The organism is Stenotrophomonas sp. 22DLJC03 (assembly GCF_056861405.1).
On the sequence record NZ_JBSPUG010000001.1, the window covers coordinates 822,131 to 839,155 of the forward strand.

Here is a 17,025-nt window from a genome sequence, read left to right on the forward strand (position 1 = left end):
CCGGTGGCGGTACTTGCGGGGACGGGGCCGAAGCGCCCCGTCCCTTTTTTGTGGCCGGGATTCCGGCGAAACGCATCCACGCATGGCGTGGATCTACTGCCGGCATTCGCGCAAAAGAAAACCCGCTGCCTGCGCAGCGGGTTTCCGATGGGTCGTTGCCGGCCAGCGGCCGGCACTACCCGGTCGTGGTCAGAACTTGTAGTTCACGCCCAGCATGTAGGTGCGGCCCCATTCGATGTATTCCAGCGGGCGGTCCTTGCTGCCGGCGTAGGTGCGGTACGGCTCGTTGGTCAGGTTGCTTCCCTGCAGCAGCAGGGTCAGGCCGCGCAGGGTGCTGCTGTCGCTGAAGGTGTAGCTGACCTGGGCATCGGTCACGTTCTCGCCCACCACGTAGCGCAGGGTTCGGTTGCCGTTGAAGTTGCCGATTTCACCAATGAAGTCCGAACGGCGGCGCTGGCTCACGCGTGCTTCAAAGCCACTGCGCTCGTAGTAGGCAGTGAAGTTGTAGACACGTTTGGACAGGCCGGGAAGGCTGATCGGGTCGCTGCCCACGCTGGAGGCGCTTTCCGGATCCAGGATGGTGATGTCGCTCTTGTTGAAGGTCGCGCTGGCCTGCACGCCGAAGCCGCGCAGGCTGTCGGTCAGCATCTCCAGCGGGAACGACCCGGTCAGCTCCAGCCCCTTCAAGGTGCCGCCCTTGCCGTTCTGTGGCGTGGAGAAGGTGCCGGTGGTCAGCACCGGTGCGGTCATGCCCGGCGGCGGCACATAGTTGCCGAGCAGGCCACTGAAGTCGTAGTTGTCCACCGACTGGGTGTAGACGTAGCTCTTCAGGTCCTTGTAGAAGATCGCGGCAGCCACGTAGGCCTTTTCCCCGAAGTATTTTTCGTAGGACAGGTCGAGCGCGGTCGCGCGCCACGGATCCAGCAGCGGGTTGCCACCGCTGCCACCGGGGCGGCCGTTGTTGGTATCCACGCCGAATTCCAAGCCGGCCCGCATCTGGTCCACACGCGGGCGTGCAACCTGCTTGGCGGCGGCGAAGCGCAGCGTCTGCTGGTGCGGGAACATGAACACCAGGTTCAAGCTCGGCAGCCAATCCTTGTAGGTCTTGCCGGCAGAGAAGGGCTGGATGTTGCTGCCCGCCGGCTGCGAGCTGTCCCAGTAGCGCGAATCCGAGCTCTGGTCGGTGTGCTGCATCTGCACGCCGATGTTGCCGCGCACGCCGACCACGCCGATGTCGGTGTTGATGTTCAGGCGTGCCCACGCAGTGGTGATTTTCTCCTCGACCGTCCAGGATTTCGGAATCAGGTAGTCCAGGTTGTCGACCGGGTTGAAGGTCATGTAGCGACCCACGGCTGCCGGCACATTCCACGACGGGATGTGGCCGATGCCGGCGAAACCGAGGTTGACCGGGCGGTACTGCAGGTCCGGAGCGATGGTGGATTCGCCTTGGGCGCCGAGCAGGATGTTGCCTTCGGCCTGGGCCTTCTGCTTGCGACGGTCGGCATAGTTCACGCCCACGTCCACATCCGAGAACCAACTGGACATGGCCTCGGGAACCGGCAGCGTCGCCGCCAGCTTGGCGCCCTTCAAGCGATCTTCCACCTCCGGCACCTTGCCGTAGCCGGAACCATAGATCGTGTTGGTCAGGAACAGGCTGTCCGGATTGGAATAGTCGCGCCCCGGTGTGATCTGCGAGAAGCTGTTGTTGTTCACCACCAGGCCGATCGTGTCGAACTGCGGGCGCGGCACCAGTTGCAGGTTGTTTTCCAGGTTGATCTCGCGGCGGGTCGCCTTCGAGTAGTTCAGGTCGGCGACCAGTTTCACGCCGCCGACGTTGAACTCGTTGTTCCAGCCGAATGCATCGATCTTGTCCTTGCGCTTGTTGTACATGCCGCGCACCAGCGGGTACGCATTGCTGATCGTGCCGCCGGTGAAGCTGCCATCGGCATTGCGGCCGACATTGCTGAACACCGGCAGGATCGCGTTGGGATTGTTGCCGTCTTCGCCATTGCCACTGAGGCTCAGCTCGAACTGGTTGGCGGTATCGATCTGCTCGGCTTCGGTGTGGAACGCATCGAAGGTGCTGGTCCAGCTGTTGTTCGGGCGGAACTGGATCGTTGCCATCACGCCGTCGCGCTTGTTGTTGCCGGTACGGCGCAGCGCCTTGATGCCATCGGTGAAGTAGGTGCCTGGCGCGATTCCGCGACGCTCGCCCTTATCGGTGTGCTCGGTGGTCCAGGGCTCGTACAGGCCGACCTGGTTCTCCTGGATCGGCATGTCGCTGTGCGCATAACCGATGGCGATGCCCAGGGTGTTGTCGAAGAACTGGTCGATGTAGCTGGCGCTGAAACGGTTGCCGTACGGATCGACGTTGGCGGCGCGGCCCAGGGAGCTCTTCTGGTAGCGGCCGCTGACCGCGATCACGCGCTCGCCGAAGCTGAGCGGGCGTGCGGTCTGCATGTCGATGGTGCCCGACAGGCCCTGGCCGACCAGCGCCGCGTCGGGGGTCTTGTAGACGGTCACGCCGTTGACCAGCTCGGATGGGTACTGGTCGAACTCGACACCGCGGTTGTCGCCGGTGCTGACCACTTCGCGACCATTGAGCAGCGTGGTGGCGAAGTCGGGTGACAGGCCACGCACGCTGATCACCTGCGCACGGCCGGCAACGCGCTGGGCGGCCAGGCCTGGCAGGCGCGAGATCGATTCGGCGATGCTGACGTCGGGCAGTTTGCCGATGTCTTCGGCGGAGATCGCTTCGACCACCGAGGTGGCGTCCTGCTTGATCGCGATCGCGTTCTCGATGCCGCGGCGGATGCCGGTGACCTGCACCGTATCCAGGTTGGTGGCGGCGGTGGCGGCCGGCGTGGTGGTGTTCTGCGTGGACTGTGCCGACGCCAGCGTCGGCGCCAGGACAACGGCCAGCGCGATGCTCAGCGCGCTGCGCTTGTGGTTCAACATTTTCCCCTCCCAGGCAATGTTGCAGATCGATTCGTGAACGTCCCGGAGTGACCGTGGACGTGCGACGCGGTGGCCGCTGTCGTCGCCGCTATGGTAGGCAGCGCATTCTTCGCGGGAATCACCCTGCATACGTATTCAATGGCGTTTGCAGGGTTGTAATCGCTTTCAGGTCCTGTTTGCGGTAATGCCGGCCGCTGGCCGGCACTAGCGTTCCATTCAGAGCGGCGTGAACCGGATCGCCTGGCCACCGCCCGGCGCCAGCACCAGGGTCAGTGCATCGGCGCTGGTCACCTCGCGTGTTTCGCGCTTGAACGCGAACGGATTGCTGCGGAAATCAGCGCCGTCGCCATCGCGGTAGATTTCGGCGCGGTAGCGCACGCCCGGTTCCAGGAAGCCCAGCGATACCGGCAGCACGCGGCCGTGCTCGTCGGTGATGCTGCCGAGGAACCAGTCACGGCTGTTGCGGTCGCGGCGCACGATCGTCACGTAGTCGCCCACTTCGCCATCGAGCACGCGGCTCTGCTCCCAGTCCACTGCCACGTCCTCGATGAAGCGGAACGCCTCGCGGTGCTGCAGGTAGTGCTCGGGCAGGTCGGCGGCCATCTGGATCGGGCTGTACAGCACCACGTACAGGGCCAATTGACGGGCCAGCGTGCTGGGAATGGCCTGGCCGTGGCGGCCCTTCAGGCTGAGGACGCCGGGGGTGTAATCCATCGGCCCGGCCAGCATGCGGGTGAACACCAGGTTGACCTCATGCTCGGGCGGGTTCGGTGGCTGGCCCCAGGCGTTGTACTCCATCCCGCGTGCGCCTTCGCGCGAGATCCAGTTCGGGTAGGTGCGGCGCAGGCCGGTGTCCTTGATCGGCTCGTGCGGATTCACCGACAGGTGCCGGCGCGCGGCCTCCTGCACCACCTTCAGGTGATGACGGGCCATGAACTGCCCATCGTGCCACTCGCGCCACAGCGGGCCACCGGCCGGATTGCGGCGATCAACCTGGCCGTCGTCGCAGACGTAGCCGGTCTTGAACTGGTCCACCCCCAGCCGCGCATACAGGTCCAACGCAGCATCGAGCTGTTCTTCGTAGTGCTCGATGGCGCAGCCGGTTTCATGGTGGCCGATCAGGTGCACGCCCTTCTTCAGGCCGTAGGCGGACAGCGCCTCGATATCGAAATCGGGCGTGGCGCGGGTGAAGTCGAAGTCGTAGCCGTTGCCCACCCACATACCGTCCCAGCCGGGATTCCAGCCTTCCACCAGCACGCCGCGGAAGCCGTGTGCGGCGGCGAAGTCGATCACCTTCTTCGTCTTGGCGGTGGTGGCGGCATGCTTCGGGCCGGTCGCCCAGCTCTCGTTGTCCAGGTGCATCGACCACCACACGCCCAGATACTTGGCCGGCTTCACCCAGCTCACGTCGCCCAGCGCATTGGGCTCATTGAGGTTGAGGATCAGGTCCGACTCGACCAGGCCACCTGCACGGTCGGCGATCTGCAGGGTGCGCCACGGTGTGGCGAAGGGCAGGCCGCGGCGCACCTTCCAGCCTTCGGCCGAGGGCGAAAGCTGGGCGCGCAGGCGCTGGCCCTCGGTGCGGCGCAGCCACATGCCCGCGTAGTCGACCAGTGCCGCCTCATGGATGGCCACGTGCAGGCCGTCGTGGCTGCGCAGGGTCATCGGCGTGTGCACCAGCGGTACCTCGTTCAACGGCGTGCGCTGGTACAGGTATTCATAGTGGATCGGTTCCCCGGCAGGGATCCACCACGCGGTGGAATCCTGTGCGATGGCGAACTCGGTCAGCTCGTCATCGATGGTCGCCTCGCGCAGGTTCGGCTGCTCGGGGAATACGTAGCGGAAGCCGAGGCCATCGTCGTACACGCGGAACACCACATCCAGCCGGCGCTTGCTGCCGGTGGTCTCGGCCAGCTGCACGGTCAGCTCGTTGAAGTGGTTGCGGGTGGCCCGGCGTTCGCCCCAAGGCTGCTCCCAGGTGTCATCGAGGCTGCGCCGCTGCTGGCCGAGCAGTGCGAAATCACGGTCCAGCCGGCCGTCGCGCAGGGCGAAGCCAAGCTTCGAATCCTCCACCACGACCTCACCGAAGCGCTCGACGCGATAGCGCGCGGTGCCACCGTCCAGCACCAGACTGACCTTGAGCACCTTTCCCGGTGATTCGACGCTGGCCACCTGCGGCGCGGCATGTGCCAGCGCGGCGTGTGCCAGCGCGGCCAGGCCCAGCAGGGCCAGTCCGAGCACATGCGCGAACACCGCGCGTACAGCAGTGGGTGACATCGGCATTTCCCCTCCCAAGGCGCCGTTGGCAGACCGGGACCATAAGCCAGCACGGCAGGCCCGCTACCGCGCAACGCCATGAATACGTATGCAGCTGGACGCAGCCGACAGCCCCGCGTCTACCATGGGGCCAGGGCACCTTGAGGGAGGTGCCGCGCCCGCACGCCGGCAACGGCAGTGCGGACCCACAACGGTGCAGAGAGGGAGGGAGGTCGACGGGCGCAAGCCGGTCTGCCGCTTCGATGCTGAAGATCATTTGCCTGACCGCTGCCCTGGGGGCAGCGCTGGGGACGACCGCGCACGCGGCCGACCTGACATTCGACGGCCGCCAGGCGCGCGCCGAAGCCGCTGCCAACGGCAGCTTCGTGCTGCACGCGCCCAAGAGTGAGGTGCGCATTGCGCCCATGCCGATGCGCAGCCAGACCGGCAGCGTGATGTTCGATGCGTTGTTCGCGCTGGCCCAGCAGGAGATGGACCAGGACCGCGTGGATGCGATCCGCGATCCTGCATTCGATGAGGGCAGGCCGGTGCCGTGCGAGTGCTTCCAGACTGGTGCGCGCTGGCCCTATGTGTGGACCCGTGATGTCAGCTTCGCCGCAGATCTGGCGCTGGCGCGGCTGGACCCGCAGCGCACGCGGCAGTCGCTGCAGTTCAAGCTGTCGGCAGCGCGCGACGGGCATACGCCCGGCCTGTTCGTGGCCCAGGACACCGGCTCCGGCGGCAGCTGGCCGATCAGCAGCGACCGCGTGGTGTGGTTCCTGGCCGCACGCCACCTGCTCGATGATCCTGTGTTTGCCGAGCAGGTCTGGCAGGCGCTGCAGGGCACGCTGGCGCAGGATCGGGCGATGGTCTTCGATGCGCAGATGGGCCTGTATCGCGGCGAGACCTCGTTCCTCGACTGGCGTGAGCAGACCTACCCGGACTGGACGCGCGAGGACGTGCGCTTCATCGGTGATTCCTACGCGCTGTCCACCAACGTGCTGCATTACCAGGCGCTGCGCCTGGCCGAACGCCTGGCCGGCCAGCATGGCGATGGCCGAGCGGCAGACTACAAGGCGTGGGCCGATGCGTTGGCGCAGCAGATCGATGCGCGCTTCTGGCGCGAGGACATGGGCCAGTACATGAGCTACATCGGTGAAGCCGCGCACCCGGTGCCCTATGCCAAGGTTGATCTGCTCGGCCTGTCGCTGGGCATCCTCGCCGAGGTGTTGCCGGGCGAGCGTGCGCGCCGTGCGCTGGCGGCCTACCCGGTGGGGCCGGCCGGCAGCCCGGTGGTCTGGCCGCAGGAGGCGCAGCAGCCGATCTACCACAATCGCGCGATCTGGCCGTTCGTCAGCGCTTACTCTCTGCGTGCGGCGCGGCAACTGGATGATGCACCACGCATCGCCGCCGAGATCCGCTCGTTGATGCAGGGCGCAGCGCTCGCCGGTTCCAACATGGAGAACTACGAGCTGGTCAGCCAGGCCGTGCATGTCGAGGAAGGGGGGCTGAGCGGCCCGGTGGTCAACTCCGAACGCCAGCTGTGGTCGGTGGCCGGCTATCTGTCGATGGTGCTCGAAGGTGTGTTTGGCGTGCAGGACGATGGCCACGTGCGGCCCAAGCTGCCGGCCGTGCTGGTGCCGGAGCTGTTCGGCACGCAGCGTCGCATCAGCCTGGACGCCGGTGGCAAGCACTACGTGCTGGAGCGCCCGCAGCAGCTGGGTGATGGCCTGCTGGTGGCGGGCAGGACGCTGACCCAAGGCAACACGACCACGGTGCAGCTGATGGCTGCCCCGTCCGCGACCGGCTTCGGTGGCACAACCGCCGACGCCAATGCGCGTGCGCCGGCCACGCCGACTGCACCGCAGGCCATACGCAATGGCGCTGGCTGGAGCGTGCCGGTCACGACTGGGCAGGTTCTGTGGAAGGACGGCAGGGCCGTCGCCGCCAGCAATGGCCAGGTGCACATCAGCGACGATGGCCTGCAGCACTGCTTCAGCCTGACCCGGCGCGAGGGTGCATTGGAATCACTGCACAGCCCGATGCTCTGCGTCGGTCCGCAGCAGGTGCTGAAGGGCGAGGGACGCTGGCAGTTCACCGCGGCCCAGGCCGGGCAGGTGCGCCTGCGCCTGCAGTACCGCAACGCGAACGGGCCGATCAACACCGGCGTGACCGCAGCGGTGAAGCAGTTGGTGCTGCAGTGCCCGGGCCAGCCGCTGCAGCGGCATACGGTCACCCTGCCGCACAGCGTAGCGGTGCAGGATTCGACCTCGGCAACGTTCGCGGTGCCCAAGGGGCGGTGCACGGTCACGCTTGAAGAGGGCTTCAACATGAGCGCGCTGCAGCACTTCGCGCACTACACCGGCGGCAAGGGCGGGCGTGATGGTGTGCTCAACCAGGCCCAGGTGCAGGCGCTGAAGGTGGCGCCGGTGGCGATGGAAGAGGGCGCACGATGAGTCGTCCCGCCAAACCGCAGCTGTCGTTCTGGCAGATCTGGAACATGTGTTTCGGTTTCCTCGGCATCCAGTTCGGCTTCGCCCTGCAGAACGCCAATGCCAGCCGCATCTTCGAGACCCTGGGCGCGGACATGGACGCGGTGCCGGGGCTGTGGATCGCTGCGCCGTTGACCGGCCTGCTGGTGCAGCCGGTGATCGGCTACCTGTCCGACCGCACCTGGACGCGCTGGGGCCGCCGCCGTCCGTTCTTCATGATCGGCGCGGTGCTGACCACACTGGCCCTGCTGGTGATGCCGAACTCGCCAACGCTGTGGATTGCCGCTGGCACGCTGTGGGTGCTGGACGCCTCGATCAATGTGTCGATGGAACCGTTCCGCGCCTTCGTCGGTGACCAGCTGGCACCGCGCCAGCGACCGGTCGGCTACGCGATGCAGAGCTTTTTCATCGGTATCGGTGCCATCGTTGCCAGCTTCCTGCCGTTCATCCTCGCCCATTTTGGTGTGGCCAATACCGCAGCTGCCGGAGAAGTGCCCGATACCGTGCGCTATGCGTTCTACTTCGGTGCAGTGGTGCTGCTGGCGGCGATCACCTGGACGGTGGTCAGCACCCGCGAGTACTCACCGACGGAGCTGGCTGGCTTTGATGATGCCGAGCCGCCGGCGCACCACGCGGGGACTGCCATCAGTGGCCCGGCGCCGTGGACGCAGGTGGCGCTGTGGCTGGGGCTCGGCGTGGTGCTGGCGCTGCTGATCGCCTGGCGGCAGGGCGACAAGATGCTATACGTGCTGGCGGGCCTGTGCGCGGGCTACGGCGCACTGCTGGCGGCGGCGCGGGTACTGCCGGGCACGCACATGCTGGCAGCCATCGTCGGTGACCTGCGCGCGATGCCGGTCACCATGCGCCGTCTGGCCTGGGTGCAGTTCTTCTCGTGGTTCGCCCTGTTCGCGATGTGGATCTTCACCACGCGCGCGGTGGCTGGCATGCATTTCGGTTCCACCGACGTCGAATCGGCGGCCTACAACGAAGGCGCCAACTGGGTGGGCGTGCTGTTTGGTGCCTACAACGGCTTCGCTGCACTGGCTGCGCTGCTGATCCCGCCGATGGTGCGGGCGATCGGCCTGCGGTGGAGCCACCTGGTCAACCTGTGGCTGGGCGGGGCAGGGCTGATCTCGATGATGTTCATCGACGATCCGCAGTGGCTGCTGCTGTCGATGGTCGGCGTCGGCTTTGCCTGGGCCTCGATCCTGTCGCTGCCCTATGCGCTGCTGTCGGACAGCGTGCCGGCGGCGAAGATGGGTGTGTACATGGGCATCTTCAATTTCTTCATCGTGATCCCGCAGCTGGTCGCGGCCAGCGCGCTCGGTTTCGCCCTGCGCGCATGGTTGGGTGGCCAGCCGATGCATGTACTGGTGCTGGGTGGCTGCAGTCTGTTGATTGCCGGTCTGTGCGTGTTGCGGGTTCCATCCCGTCCGGAGGTGGTGTGATGCGTGGTGCTCTGTCTGTTGCTGTATCCCTTGTGCTGTTCGCTGGCCACGCTGCGGCTGCGCCACGTCCGTCCTATGTCGGTACCACCGAACCGTTCGCCAGCGACGCGGTGTACTTCGTGGTTACCGACCGCTTCGTCAACGGCGACCCGTCCAACGACCATCGCGACCAGGGCGGCACGCATCGCACCTTCGATATCCCGGTGCCGTGTCCGGACAAGGTGGACGGCAACATCGGCTATCTCGGCGGCGACTTCCGCGGCGTGCTCGACAATGCGCAGTACATCCGCAACCTTGGCTTCGGTGCGGTGTGGATCACCCCCATCGTCGACAACCCGGACGAGGCGTTCACCGGCAGCAAGCCGATCAGCTGCACCAGCACGCTGACCGATCGCGGAAAAACCGGCTACCACGGCTACTGGGGCATCAACTTCTACAAACTTGATGAGCACCTGTCCAGCAAGGACCTGGACTTCGCCGGGCTGACCAAAGGCCTGCACGGTGCTGGCCTGAAGGTTGTGCTGGACATTGTCGGCAACCACGGTTCGCCGGCCTGGACCATGCCGATGCGGCAGCCGCAGTTCGGCCAGATCTTCGACAAGGACGGAACGCTGATCGCCGACCACCAGAACCTGCCACCGCAGAAGCTGGATCCGAAGCACAACCCGCTGCACGCGTTCTACAACAACATCGGTCCGGTCGACGGCAAGAACGGCTCGATCTTCGACGGCAACCTCGCCGAGCTGTCCGATTTCAACCAGGACAATCCGGCGGTGATGGACTACCTGGTGGGTGCCTACCTGCAGTGGACCGCGCAGGGCGTGGATGCATTGCGCATCGACACCATCGGCTGGTTGCCGCACCCGTGGTGGCATGCCTTCGTCAAACGCATCCGCGCCGAGCACCCGGGCATGTTCATGTTCGGCGAAGCGTTCGATTACGATGCCGCGCGCATTGCCGAGCACACCTGGCCGGCCAACGCCAACGTCAGCGTGCTCGATTTCCCGTTGCGCGGTGCGCTGGAACAGGCTTTCGGCACGGCCGGCAAGGGCTTTGAAACCCTGGCCGAGCCGCTGCACCTGAGCGGTGGCCCGTACGCCAATCCGTACGAGCTGATGAGCTTCTACGACAACCACGACATGCCGCGCCTGCAGGCCAGCGACAGTGGCTTCATCGATGCGCACAACTGGCTGTTCACCGCGCGTGGCATTCCGGTGGTCTATTACGGCTCGGAAACCGGCTTCATGCGGGGTCGCGCCGAGCATGCCGGCAATCGTGCCTACTTCGGCCAGCCGCGTGTGGACGCTGCGCCGCAGAGCCCGATCTTCGCGCCGCTGCAGCGCATCGCCAGGCTGCGCGCAGCCACCCCGGCGCTGCAGCGCGGCCTGCAGGTGAACGAGCGCCTGCAGGGTGACGAGGCGGCGTTCTTCCGCGTGCTGCAGCACGGCGACGTGGCGCAGACCGCGCTGGTGCTGCTGAACAAAGGTGACCAGGCGAGGACCTTCACCGTGGCGCGTTTCGTCCAGAACGGCCACTGGCGCGACGCGCTGGAGGGCGGTTCATTGCGGGTGGACGGCTCGCTGAAGGCGGAAGTGCCGGCGCACGGGGTGAAGGTCTACGTGCTGGATGCCGCCGTGCAGCAGCCGGCGCTGCAGGCCGAGCTGGACAAGGCGATGGCCGACCAGCAGGCTCGGGACCTGCGGCTGGGGCGGTAGTGCCGGCCGCTGGCCGGCAACCCCGGATTCCTGGCACCTGCCTACCGCTCTGGTGGGTGCCAACCTTGGTTGGCACGCTTTTCGAGCAGTAGAGCAAGCTCGACTCTACAATAGGCGCTCCTCACGCCCCGCCGTATCGCCATGACCGACCTCGCCCCGCAGACCCCGATTGAAACCCTGCTGAAGGCGGCGATGGACGGGGCGGTGCCGATCCGCGCCTTCATGGCGGCCTTCGTCGCCTCCGAGGTGGTGCTGCTGACCGGCAGCCTGATCACCCCTGACGGCAGTGGCTTCGACCCGCTGCTGTTCGACAAGCAGGGCACCCTGCATGTGGCCGTGTTCACTGATCCGTCGCGGGTGGGCATCTACAGCCAGCAGGCCGAACACCAGATCCGCTGGCTGACGCTGGACGTGCTGCGCCGGGTGCCCAGCGGCTACGGTGTCGTGATCAACCCGGGTACGCCTCTGGGCTTCGAGATCTCGCCCAGTGGCGTTGGCGAGATCCTGAAGGACTTCGCCCAGGGCTGAGCCGTCGCCGTGCTGTTTGCAGAGTCGAGCATGGCTCGACGCTGCAGAAGGCTTCCCTTCGAGCGCCGTCCGTGATCCCCTTGGATGACATTGGGATAGAGGCATTGCCATGGAATTCAGAGTATTAACCGCCGACGCACCGGAACGGCAGCAGTTGGCCCGGTGGTACCACGCGGAATGGGGCCAGGACGCCGGTCTGTCGCTTGAACAGGAACTGGAGCGGCTGAATCCACCGCAGGATGCCGAAGGCTTTCCGCACCTGATCGCCGCCTTCGATGACGGTCAGGTGGTCGGCGCGGTGCAGCTCAAGCGCAGGGAGATGCCGGCTTTCCCGCAATACGAGCATTGGCTGGGCAGCGTGTTCGTGGCCGATAGTCATCGCGGGCGTGGGCTGGCTGGCGCGCTGGTGGAACAGGCCGCGGCGCAGGCGGTGCGGATGGGCGTTTCCGACCTGTATCTGCAGACCGAAGCGCTGGATGGCGGCCTGTACGCTCGGTTGGGCTGGAAGCCCCTGCAGGAAGCTGACAGCCATGGCCATCGCGTGCTGGTGATGGTGCGCAGGGTGGCTGCATGAATGCCCCCGCACCTCGCCATTCCCGGTCGGCCCTGATCTTCCTGATTGCAGCCATCATCGTCGCGCTGGTGGCCATGCCCTTGCTGCGCGCGGTGGGCATTGTGCAGTGGCCGGTGTTCGTCATCGCCTGGCTGATCAACCTGGGCGCGGCGTGGCATCTGGCGCAGTGGGCGCGCCAGCAGGGCCGTTCGGCCTGGGCCTTCGGGCTGCCGGCGGTGCTCGGCACCGTCGCTTCGATCGTGGTCTATGTACTGCTGGCGTTGCTGGGGCCGAAGGCCACGGTGCGTTGAAAGCGCTGTGCCGAGCATGGCTCGGCACTACATGCGCCATGCGGAGCGCCGACGCAACCACCGGCGCTCCATTACTTCACAGCGTCACCTTGCGCCGGTTGTCATCGCTCACCCGGTCGATCAGCTTGTTGTACGGATCGAAGCCCGCTTCATCCGGCTTTTCATCCACGGTCACCGTGATCTTCGGCGCGGCGCTGGTGATGTGGTGGCGCTGCAGATACAGCACCTTCTGGTCGCGTTCCTTGCCCGAAGGCCCGTTGGCAAACACGCCGATCTCGACCCAGTCATCCATCTTCCCGTCGCTCTCCTTGCCCTTACCATCGGCGTACTGCTTTGCGGCGTGCAGGTCCAGGATCACGTCGTAGCGGCCGTCATCGCGCTTGCGCGCGCTGGCGGCCAGCACCCGGTTGTCATAGAAGCTGATCTTCTCGAACAGGTCGGTGACCAGCTGCTGGCGATCAGCCGGGGTCTCGGCACGGATGTAGCCCAGCAGTTCGCGTGAGGTGGTGTACGGGGGTTGCTGGTAGCCCTTGTCCTGCAGGAAGCGCTTCAGGGCGCGGTTCAGGGCCTGCTCGCCGATCTCCTCGCGCAGCCGGTAGAACACCAGCGAACCCTTCTGGTAGTGGATGTACTGCTGGTTTTCCACGCGCTCCAGCGGCTGCTCCTCAATGGCCTCGCCACCGCGGCCAGACAGGTAGCCGTCCAGCTCGCGCTTGAGGAACTGGCGCATGTGCTGGCGGCCGTACTCCTGCTCCATCACCATCAGCGCAGAGTACTGCGACAACGATTCGGAGAGCACCGTCGCGCCCTGCACGTTGGCACCGATCACCTGGTGCGCCCACCACTGGTGTGCGATCTCGTGCGCGGTCACGTAGAACACGTAGTCCACCTTGTCCGGATCGCGCAGGTCGGCGATGAAGCCGATGGCCTCGGAGTAGGGGATGGTGTTGGCGAACGACTGCGCGAAGCGGGCATAACCCGGGAACTCGATGATGCGCACCTGGCGATGCTGGTACGGGGTGAAGTTCGCCTCGTAGTAGGCCAGCGACTTCTGCACCGCTTCGATCATCCGGTCCACGTTGTAGCCGTGCGCCGGATCGAAGTAGACCTCGATCGGGATGTCCTTGTACTTCGCCTTGCGTACCTCCCAGCGTGCCGACAGGTAGGCGTAGAAGTTCAGCATCGGGCGGTCCATCGCGTAGCTGAAGCAACGCCGGCCGTTCACCGTGGTCTCGTGCTGCAGGTAGCCCGGGGCAAGCGCCACCTGGTCCGGCGCCGTGCAGACCGTAGTACGGAAGTCGAGCCAGTCGGCATCGTTGGAGATGTAGGTGTTGGCACGCGCGGCTTCGTCTTCCAGCTTGGGCATGCGCCGCGGCTCACCCAGGTCACGCTTGCGCCGCTCGTTGCGGTCGCTGATCTCCGCACCTTCGTTGTAGCCGAAGGAGGGCAGCACGCGGCTGTTGAAGAACGTGCCGTTGTCCACGATGTTGCTCGGTGCCTGGCCGGCGGTAATGCCGTTGGGCTTCTGCACCACCCGGAAATGGACGTTGCGGCTTTCACCCGGCTGCAGTGGCGTGGCCAGACGGTAGATGCGGTAGCCGAGGTCTGCGTCGTGCATCGCCAGGGTCTGCCCGCCCAGATCGACCGCGACCAGCTGCTTGTCATCCCCCATCGATACATGCACGTCCTGGATCGGCGTGGCGTGGGTGTTGCGCACCGTCCAGTTCGCATCGATCACCATCGACTGCGATTCCGGGAACAGGTCCACGCGGTTGTCCACCGCCACGATGCGTGGTTGCGGCAGATTGCGGTACTTCGACAGCTCGCGCTCGTAGCGGGCCTGCAGGTCCAGCTGCTGGTCGGGCGAGAGGAACTCGTTGCGGATGTTGGTGCTCCAGTACAGCCAGCCACCCACACCGATGAAGGCCAGTGCCGCCAGTGCTGCGAAGGCGCCGGTCGGACCGCGCAGGCGACGACCGGCCAGGGCCAGACGCTGGCGCAAGCCCTGGCTGACACCGCGTACCCAGAACGCCGAGGCCAGGCACATCAATGTCAGCAGGAACAGCGCCCAGTAACCCTGGAACGCCAGCTGTCCGGTCAGGAAGTGGCCGTAGCCGTTCATGTCCGAATAGGGCGCGTTGGGCCAACTGCCAAAGTTGTACAGGTTCTGCGTGTAGTCGAGCAGGCCGAGCACACCCTGGCCGATCATCACCACGATCAGCAATGCGTAACCGACGAACTTGTTGTTGGTGAGCACCTGCAGCACCAGCGCCAGGCCGCCCATCAGGATGTAGACCACCGAATCCAGCGCCAGGCTGCGCAGGTACAGCAGCGGCTCCAGATGCGTGTAGCCCTTGGCCAGCTGCACGCTCATCGCGGCCAGCGCGCCGGCTGCCTGGAAGCAGACGATCACTGCCAGCAGGGCAGTGAACTTGGCCAGCAGCGGCACCCAGTTAGGTACCGGCATGGCATCGGTCACCTCGTTGATGCGCGCGCTGCGTTCCTTCCAGACCAGTTCACCGGCGAAGAACAGCACGATGATCACCAGCAGCCAGCTGAAGGCACCCTGCAGGCCCATGATCATCTGCGAGGTGACCGGCCAGATCGTGGTGCCGTACAGCGTCTGACGGAACAGCGCGCTGGGCAGGAAGTTGGCCAGGCCCAGTACCAGCAGCACGATGAACGGCACGCTGCGCAACACGCCACGTGTATCGAAGCGGACCTGGCGCAGGAACTGCTGCCACGCCGTGGTGGCGGTGAACGCAGGTACCACGCGCGGCAGTGTTGCACGGGTCGGGCGGACCGCACTGGCATCGGCAACCGGCTGCGCCTGCCTGCGGCCCCATCGACGACGGCCACTGCCGCTGCGTTCGGTGCGGAACAGTGCGAAGGTGGCGGCGAACAGCGCGGCGGCCACACCCAGCCACAGAGCGCGGTTGGCCAGCAGGTAGCCGGCCAACTCGGGAATTCCGCTGTTGCGTTCGGCGGTGGACCAGTAGCGGATCGTGCGGCTGAGCGCACGCATGCCCAGCGGCTCGCTCAGCACTGCGATCCACGTGTTGTCGATGTCGCGCAGCAGGGCCGCGCTGGCGCCGTACAGCACCAGGTAGGCCACCAGCCCGATGTACACCCACAGGATCGAACGGGTCAGCGCTGCCAGCAGCGACAGCAGTGCGGTGGTGAACAACAGGTTCGGGATGACGATGACCGCGAAGGTCCAGGCATAGCCCTGCCAGCTGATCGGGCCCATGCGTTCGGGATCGATCCACGGCATGAACGGCGCCAGCCACAGGCCAAACGCAATCACGATGTAGACCAGCAAGCCGGCGGCCAGGGCGGCAGCGATGCGCCCAGCCAGGTAGTCGCGGCGCTTCACCGGGCTGGCGAAGATCAGCTCGGCTGTGCCGAGCTCGAAGTCACGCAGCAGCGCGTTGCTGACGAACAGGGCGGTGACCAGCATGCCGAGCAGGGTGAAGATGCCCAGCATCTGCGCGATCACGGTGGGCGCGTTGCTGTGTACGTTGCCGCTGCCGCCACCGATCTGCACGGCGTCGCTGGAGGCAGCGGCGAAGGCGAGCAGGGCGAACAGGCCGGCCAGCAGCCACAGCAGGGGAGAACGCAGCTGCTCGCGCAGCTCGAAGCGGAAAAAGTTGAGGATCATGGCGTGCTCCGCTCAGGCTGCCGCGCGGGCACGGGCCTGCAGGCGCAGGCGCTGGAAGTACACGTCCTCAAGGTCGGGAGCCACCGCCGCGAAGCCATCGCCGGGATCGTTGGCACTGTGCACGTGGATCACCGGGCGGCCACCGACCAGACGGGTCGACAGCACTACGTAGCGTGCTTCATGGTCGGCCAGTTCCGAAGGATCGACCTGCTTGCGCCAGACCTGCTGCTGCAGAGCATCGATGGCTTCGGCGGGGCGCCCGGTCAGCAGCACCTGGCCCTTGTTCATGATCGCCATGGTGGGGCACAGGTCGGTCACGTCCTCGACGATGTGGGTGGACAGGATCACCGCCACGTTCTCGCCAATGGCTGCCAGCAGGTTGAGGAAGCGATTGCGTTCCTCGGGGTCGAGGCCGGCGGTGGGCTCGTCGACGATCACCAGCCGCGGGTCGCCGAGCAGTGCCTGGGCAATGCCGAAGCGCTGGCGCATGCCGCCGGAGTACGTGCCGAGCTTGCGCTTGCGCGCGTCCCACAGATTCACCTGCTGCAGAAGACCATCGACCACCTCGCGGCGCTGCGCGCGCTGGGTCAGCCCCTTGAGCACCGCGAAATGTTCCAGCAGGTCCAGCGCGCTGACCTTCGGGTACACGCCGAAATCCTGCGGCAGGTAGCCCAGCCGGCGGCGCACCGCGTCCTTGTCGCGCAGTACGTCGATCGGCGCTTCGCCGGGAATGGTGAGGATGGCCGAACCGCTGTCGGCCTCCTGCAGGGTGGACAGCGTACGCATCAGCGAAGACTTGCCGGCGCCGTTCGGCCCGAGCAGGCCGAACATGCCGCGCGGGATGTCCAGGCTGACATTGTTGAGAGCGTGCACGCCGTTGGCGTACGTCTTGGACAGCGAATCTATCTTCAGCATGCGACGTACACCTTTCCGTGTGTGATCGCGCTGTTTATCACCCGCAACCGGGCTGGCGTCATGCGCCGTTGGTCATGGTGCCGTGCGGGTAGCAGGTGAGGGCACCCCACCGTTGAAGGGCGCGGCAGGGGCGGCTTCCAGTGCGTGGGGCTTCGCCAGGGCGGCAGGGGGCCAGCCTGTGAAGTCTT

General features: G+C 66.0%; 10 protein-coding genes. 6 read left to right on the top strand and 4 right to left on the bottom strand.

Going from position 1 to position 17,025, the window contains the following annotated elements; all coding sequences use genetic code 11:
* Positions 1-189 precede the first annotated feature (189 nt).
* Positions 190-2,958, bottom strand: a complete 2,769-nt coding sequence (locus AC13GA_RS03920) for a TonB-dependent receptor (protein ID WP_482997557.1) — start codon at positions 2,956-2,958, stop codon at positions 190-192.
* A gap of 216 nt (positions 2,959-3,174) precedes the next feature.
* A complete protein-coding gene (locus AC13GA_RS03925; RefSeq protein WP_482997558.1) occupies positions 3,175-5,241 on the bottom strand; it encodes a glycoside hydrolase family 97 protein in 2,067 nt (688 codons plus the stop codon).
* Between the two features lie 236 nt (positions 5,242-5,477).
* On the opposite strand from AC13GA_RS03925, the gene AC13GA_RS03930 reads away from it, so the two are divergent.
* The 6 genes from AC13GA_RS03930 (at position 5,478) to AC13GA_RS03955 (ending at position 12,261) form a co-directional block, all read left to right on the top strand.
* Positions 5,478-7,670 carry a glucosidase family protein gene (locus tag AC13GA_RS03930; protein WP_482997559.1) on the top strand — a complete coding sequence of 731 codons (2,193 nt, stop codon included), beginning with the start codon at positions 5,478-5,480 and terminating at the stop codon, positions 7,668-7,670.
* Entirely contained in the window at positions 7,667-9,154 is a 1,488-nt protein-coding gene (locus tag AC13GA_RS03935; RefSeq protein WP_482997560.1) for an MFS transporter, read from the top strand. The genes AC13GA_RS03930 and AC13GA_RS03935 overlap by 4 nt, the downstream gene beginning before the upstream one ends.
* A complete protein-coding gene (locus tag AC13GA_RS03940) occupies positions 9,154-10,869 on the top strand; it encodes an alpha-amylase family glycosyl hydrolase (RefSeq protein WP_482997561.1) in 1,716 nt (571 codons plus the stop codon). The genes AC13GA_RS03935 and AC13GA_RS03940 overlap by 1 nt, the downstream gene beginning before the upstream one ends.
* Positions 10,870-11,010: 141 nt before the next feature.
* Complete coding sequence (locus tag AC13GA_RS03945) at positions 11,011-11,397, top strand: SseB family protein (RefSeq protein ID WP_046985696.1); 387 nt, start codon at positions 11,011-11,013, stop codon at positions 11,395-11,397.
* A gap of 109 nt (positions 11,398-11,506) precedes the next feature.
* On the top strand, positions 11,507-11,971 hold the full coding sequence (locus tag AC13GA_RS03950) for a GNAT family N-acetyltransferase (RefSeq protein ID WP_046985697.1): 465 nt from the start codon (positions 11,507-11,509) through the stop codon (positions 11,969-11,971).
* The gene (locus AC13GA_RS03955; protein ID WP_430766488.1) at positions 11,968-12,261 is read left to right on the top strand and encodes a hypothetical protein; all 294 of its coding nucleotides are present in this window, start codon (positions 11,968-11,970) and stop codon (positions 12,259-12,261) included. Before AC13GA_RS03950 ends, AC13GA_RS03955 begins: the two co-directional genes overlap by 4 nt.
* Before the next feature lie 76 nt (positions 12,262-12,337).
* Here the strand turns inward: AC13GA_RS03955 and AC13GA_RS03960 are convergent, their stop codons facing one another.
* Positions 12,338-15,922: an ABC transporter permease/M1 family aminopeptidase gene (locus AC13GA_RS03960; RefSeq protein ID WP_482997562.1), complete on the bottom strand. Its 3,585-nt coding sequence runs from the start codon at positions 15,920-15,922 to the stop codon at positions 12,338-12,340.
* 12 nt (positions 15,923-15,934) lie between these two features.
* Positions 15,935-16,837: an ABC transporter ATP-binding protein gene (locus AC13GA_RS03965; RefSeq protein ID WP_004147722.1), complete on the bottom strand. Its 903-nt coding sequence runs from the start codon at positions 16,835-16,837 to the stop codon at positions 15,935-15,937.
* Between the last annotated feature and the right edge of the window lie 188 nt (positions 16,838-17,025).

What these genes read in the sequence shown, in the direction of transcription:
- AC13GA_RS03920 (WP_482997557.1), bottom strand. Translation starts at nt 2,958, where the DNA reads ATGTTGAACCACAAGCGCAGCGCGCTGAGCATCGCGCTGGCCGTTGTC.
- AC13GA_RS03925 (WP_482997558.1), bottom strand. Translation starts at nt 5,241, where the DNA reads ATGCCGATGTCACCCACTGCTGTACGCGCGGTGTTCGCGCATGTGCTC.
- AC13GA_RS03930 (WP_482997559.1), top strand. Translation starts at nt 5,478, where the DNA reads ATGCTGAAGATCATTTGCCTGACCGCTGCCCTGGGGGCAGCGCTGGGG.
- AC13GA_RS03935 (WP_482997560.1), top strand. Translation starts at nt 7,667, where the DNA reads ATGAGTCGTCCCGCCAAACCGCAGCTGTCGTTCTGGCAGATCTGGAAC.
- AC13GA_RS03940 (WP_482997561.1), top strand. Translation starts at nt 9,154, where the DNA reads ATGCGTGGTGCTCTGTCTGTTGCTGTATCCCTTGTGCTGTTCGCTGGC.
- AC13GA_RS03945 (WP_046985696.1), top strand. Translation starts at nt 11,011, where the DNA reads ATGACCGACCTCGCCCCGCAGACCCCGATTGAAACCCTGCTGAAGGCG.
- AC13GA_RS03950 (WP_046985697.1), top strand. Translation starts at nt 11,507, where the DNA reads ATGGAATTCAGAGTATTAACCGCCGACGCACCGGAACGGCAGCAGTTG.
- AC13GA_RS03955 (WP_430766488.1), top strand. Translation starts at nt 11,968, where the DNA reads ATGAATGCCCCCGCACCTCGCCATTCCCGGTCGGCCCTGATCTTCCTG.
- AC13GA_RS03960 (WP_482997562.1), bottom strand. Translation starts at nt 15,922, where the DNA reads ATGATCCTCAACTTTTTCCGCTTCGAGCTGCGCGAGCAGCTGCGTTCT.
- AC13GA_RS03965 (WP_004147722.1), bottom strand. Translation starts at nt 16,837, where the DNA reads ATGCTGAAGATAGATTCGCTGTCCAAGACGTACGCCAACGGCGTGCAC.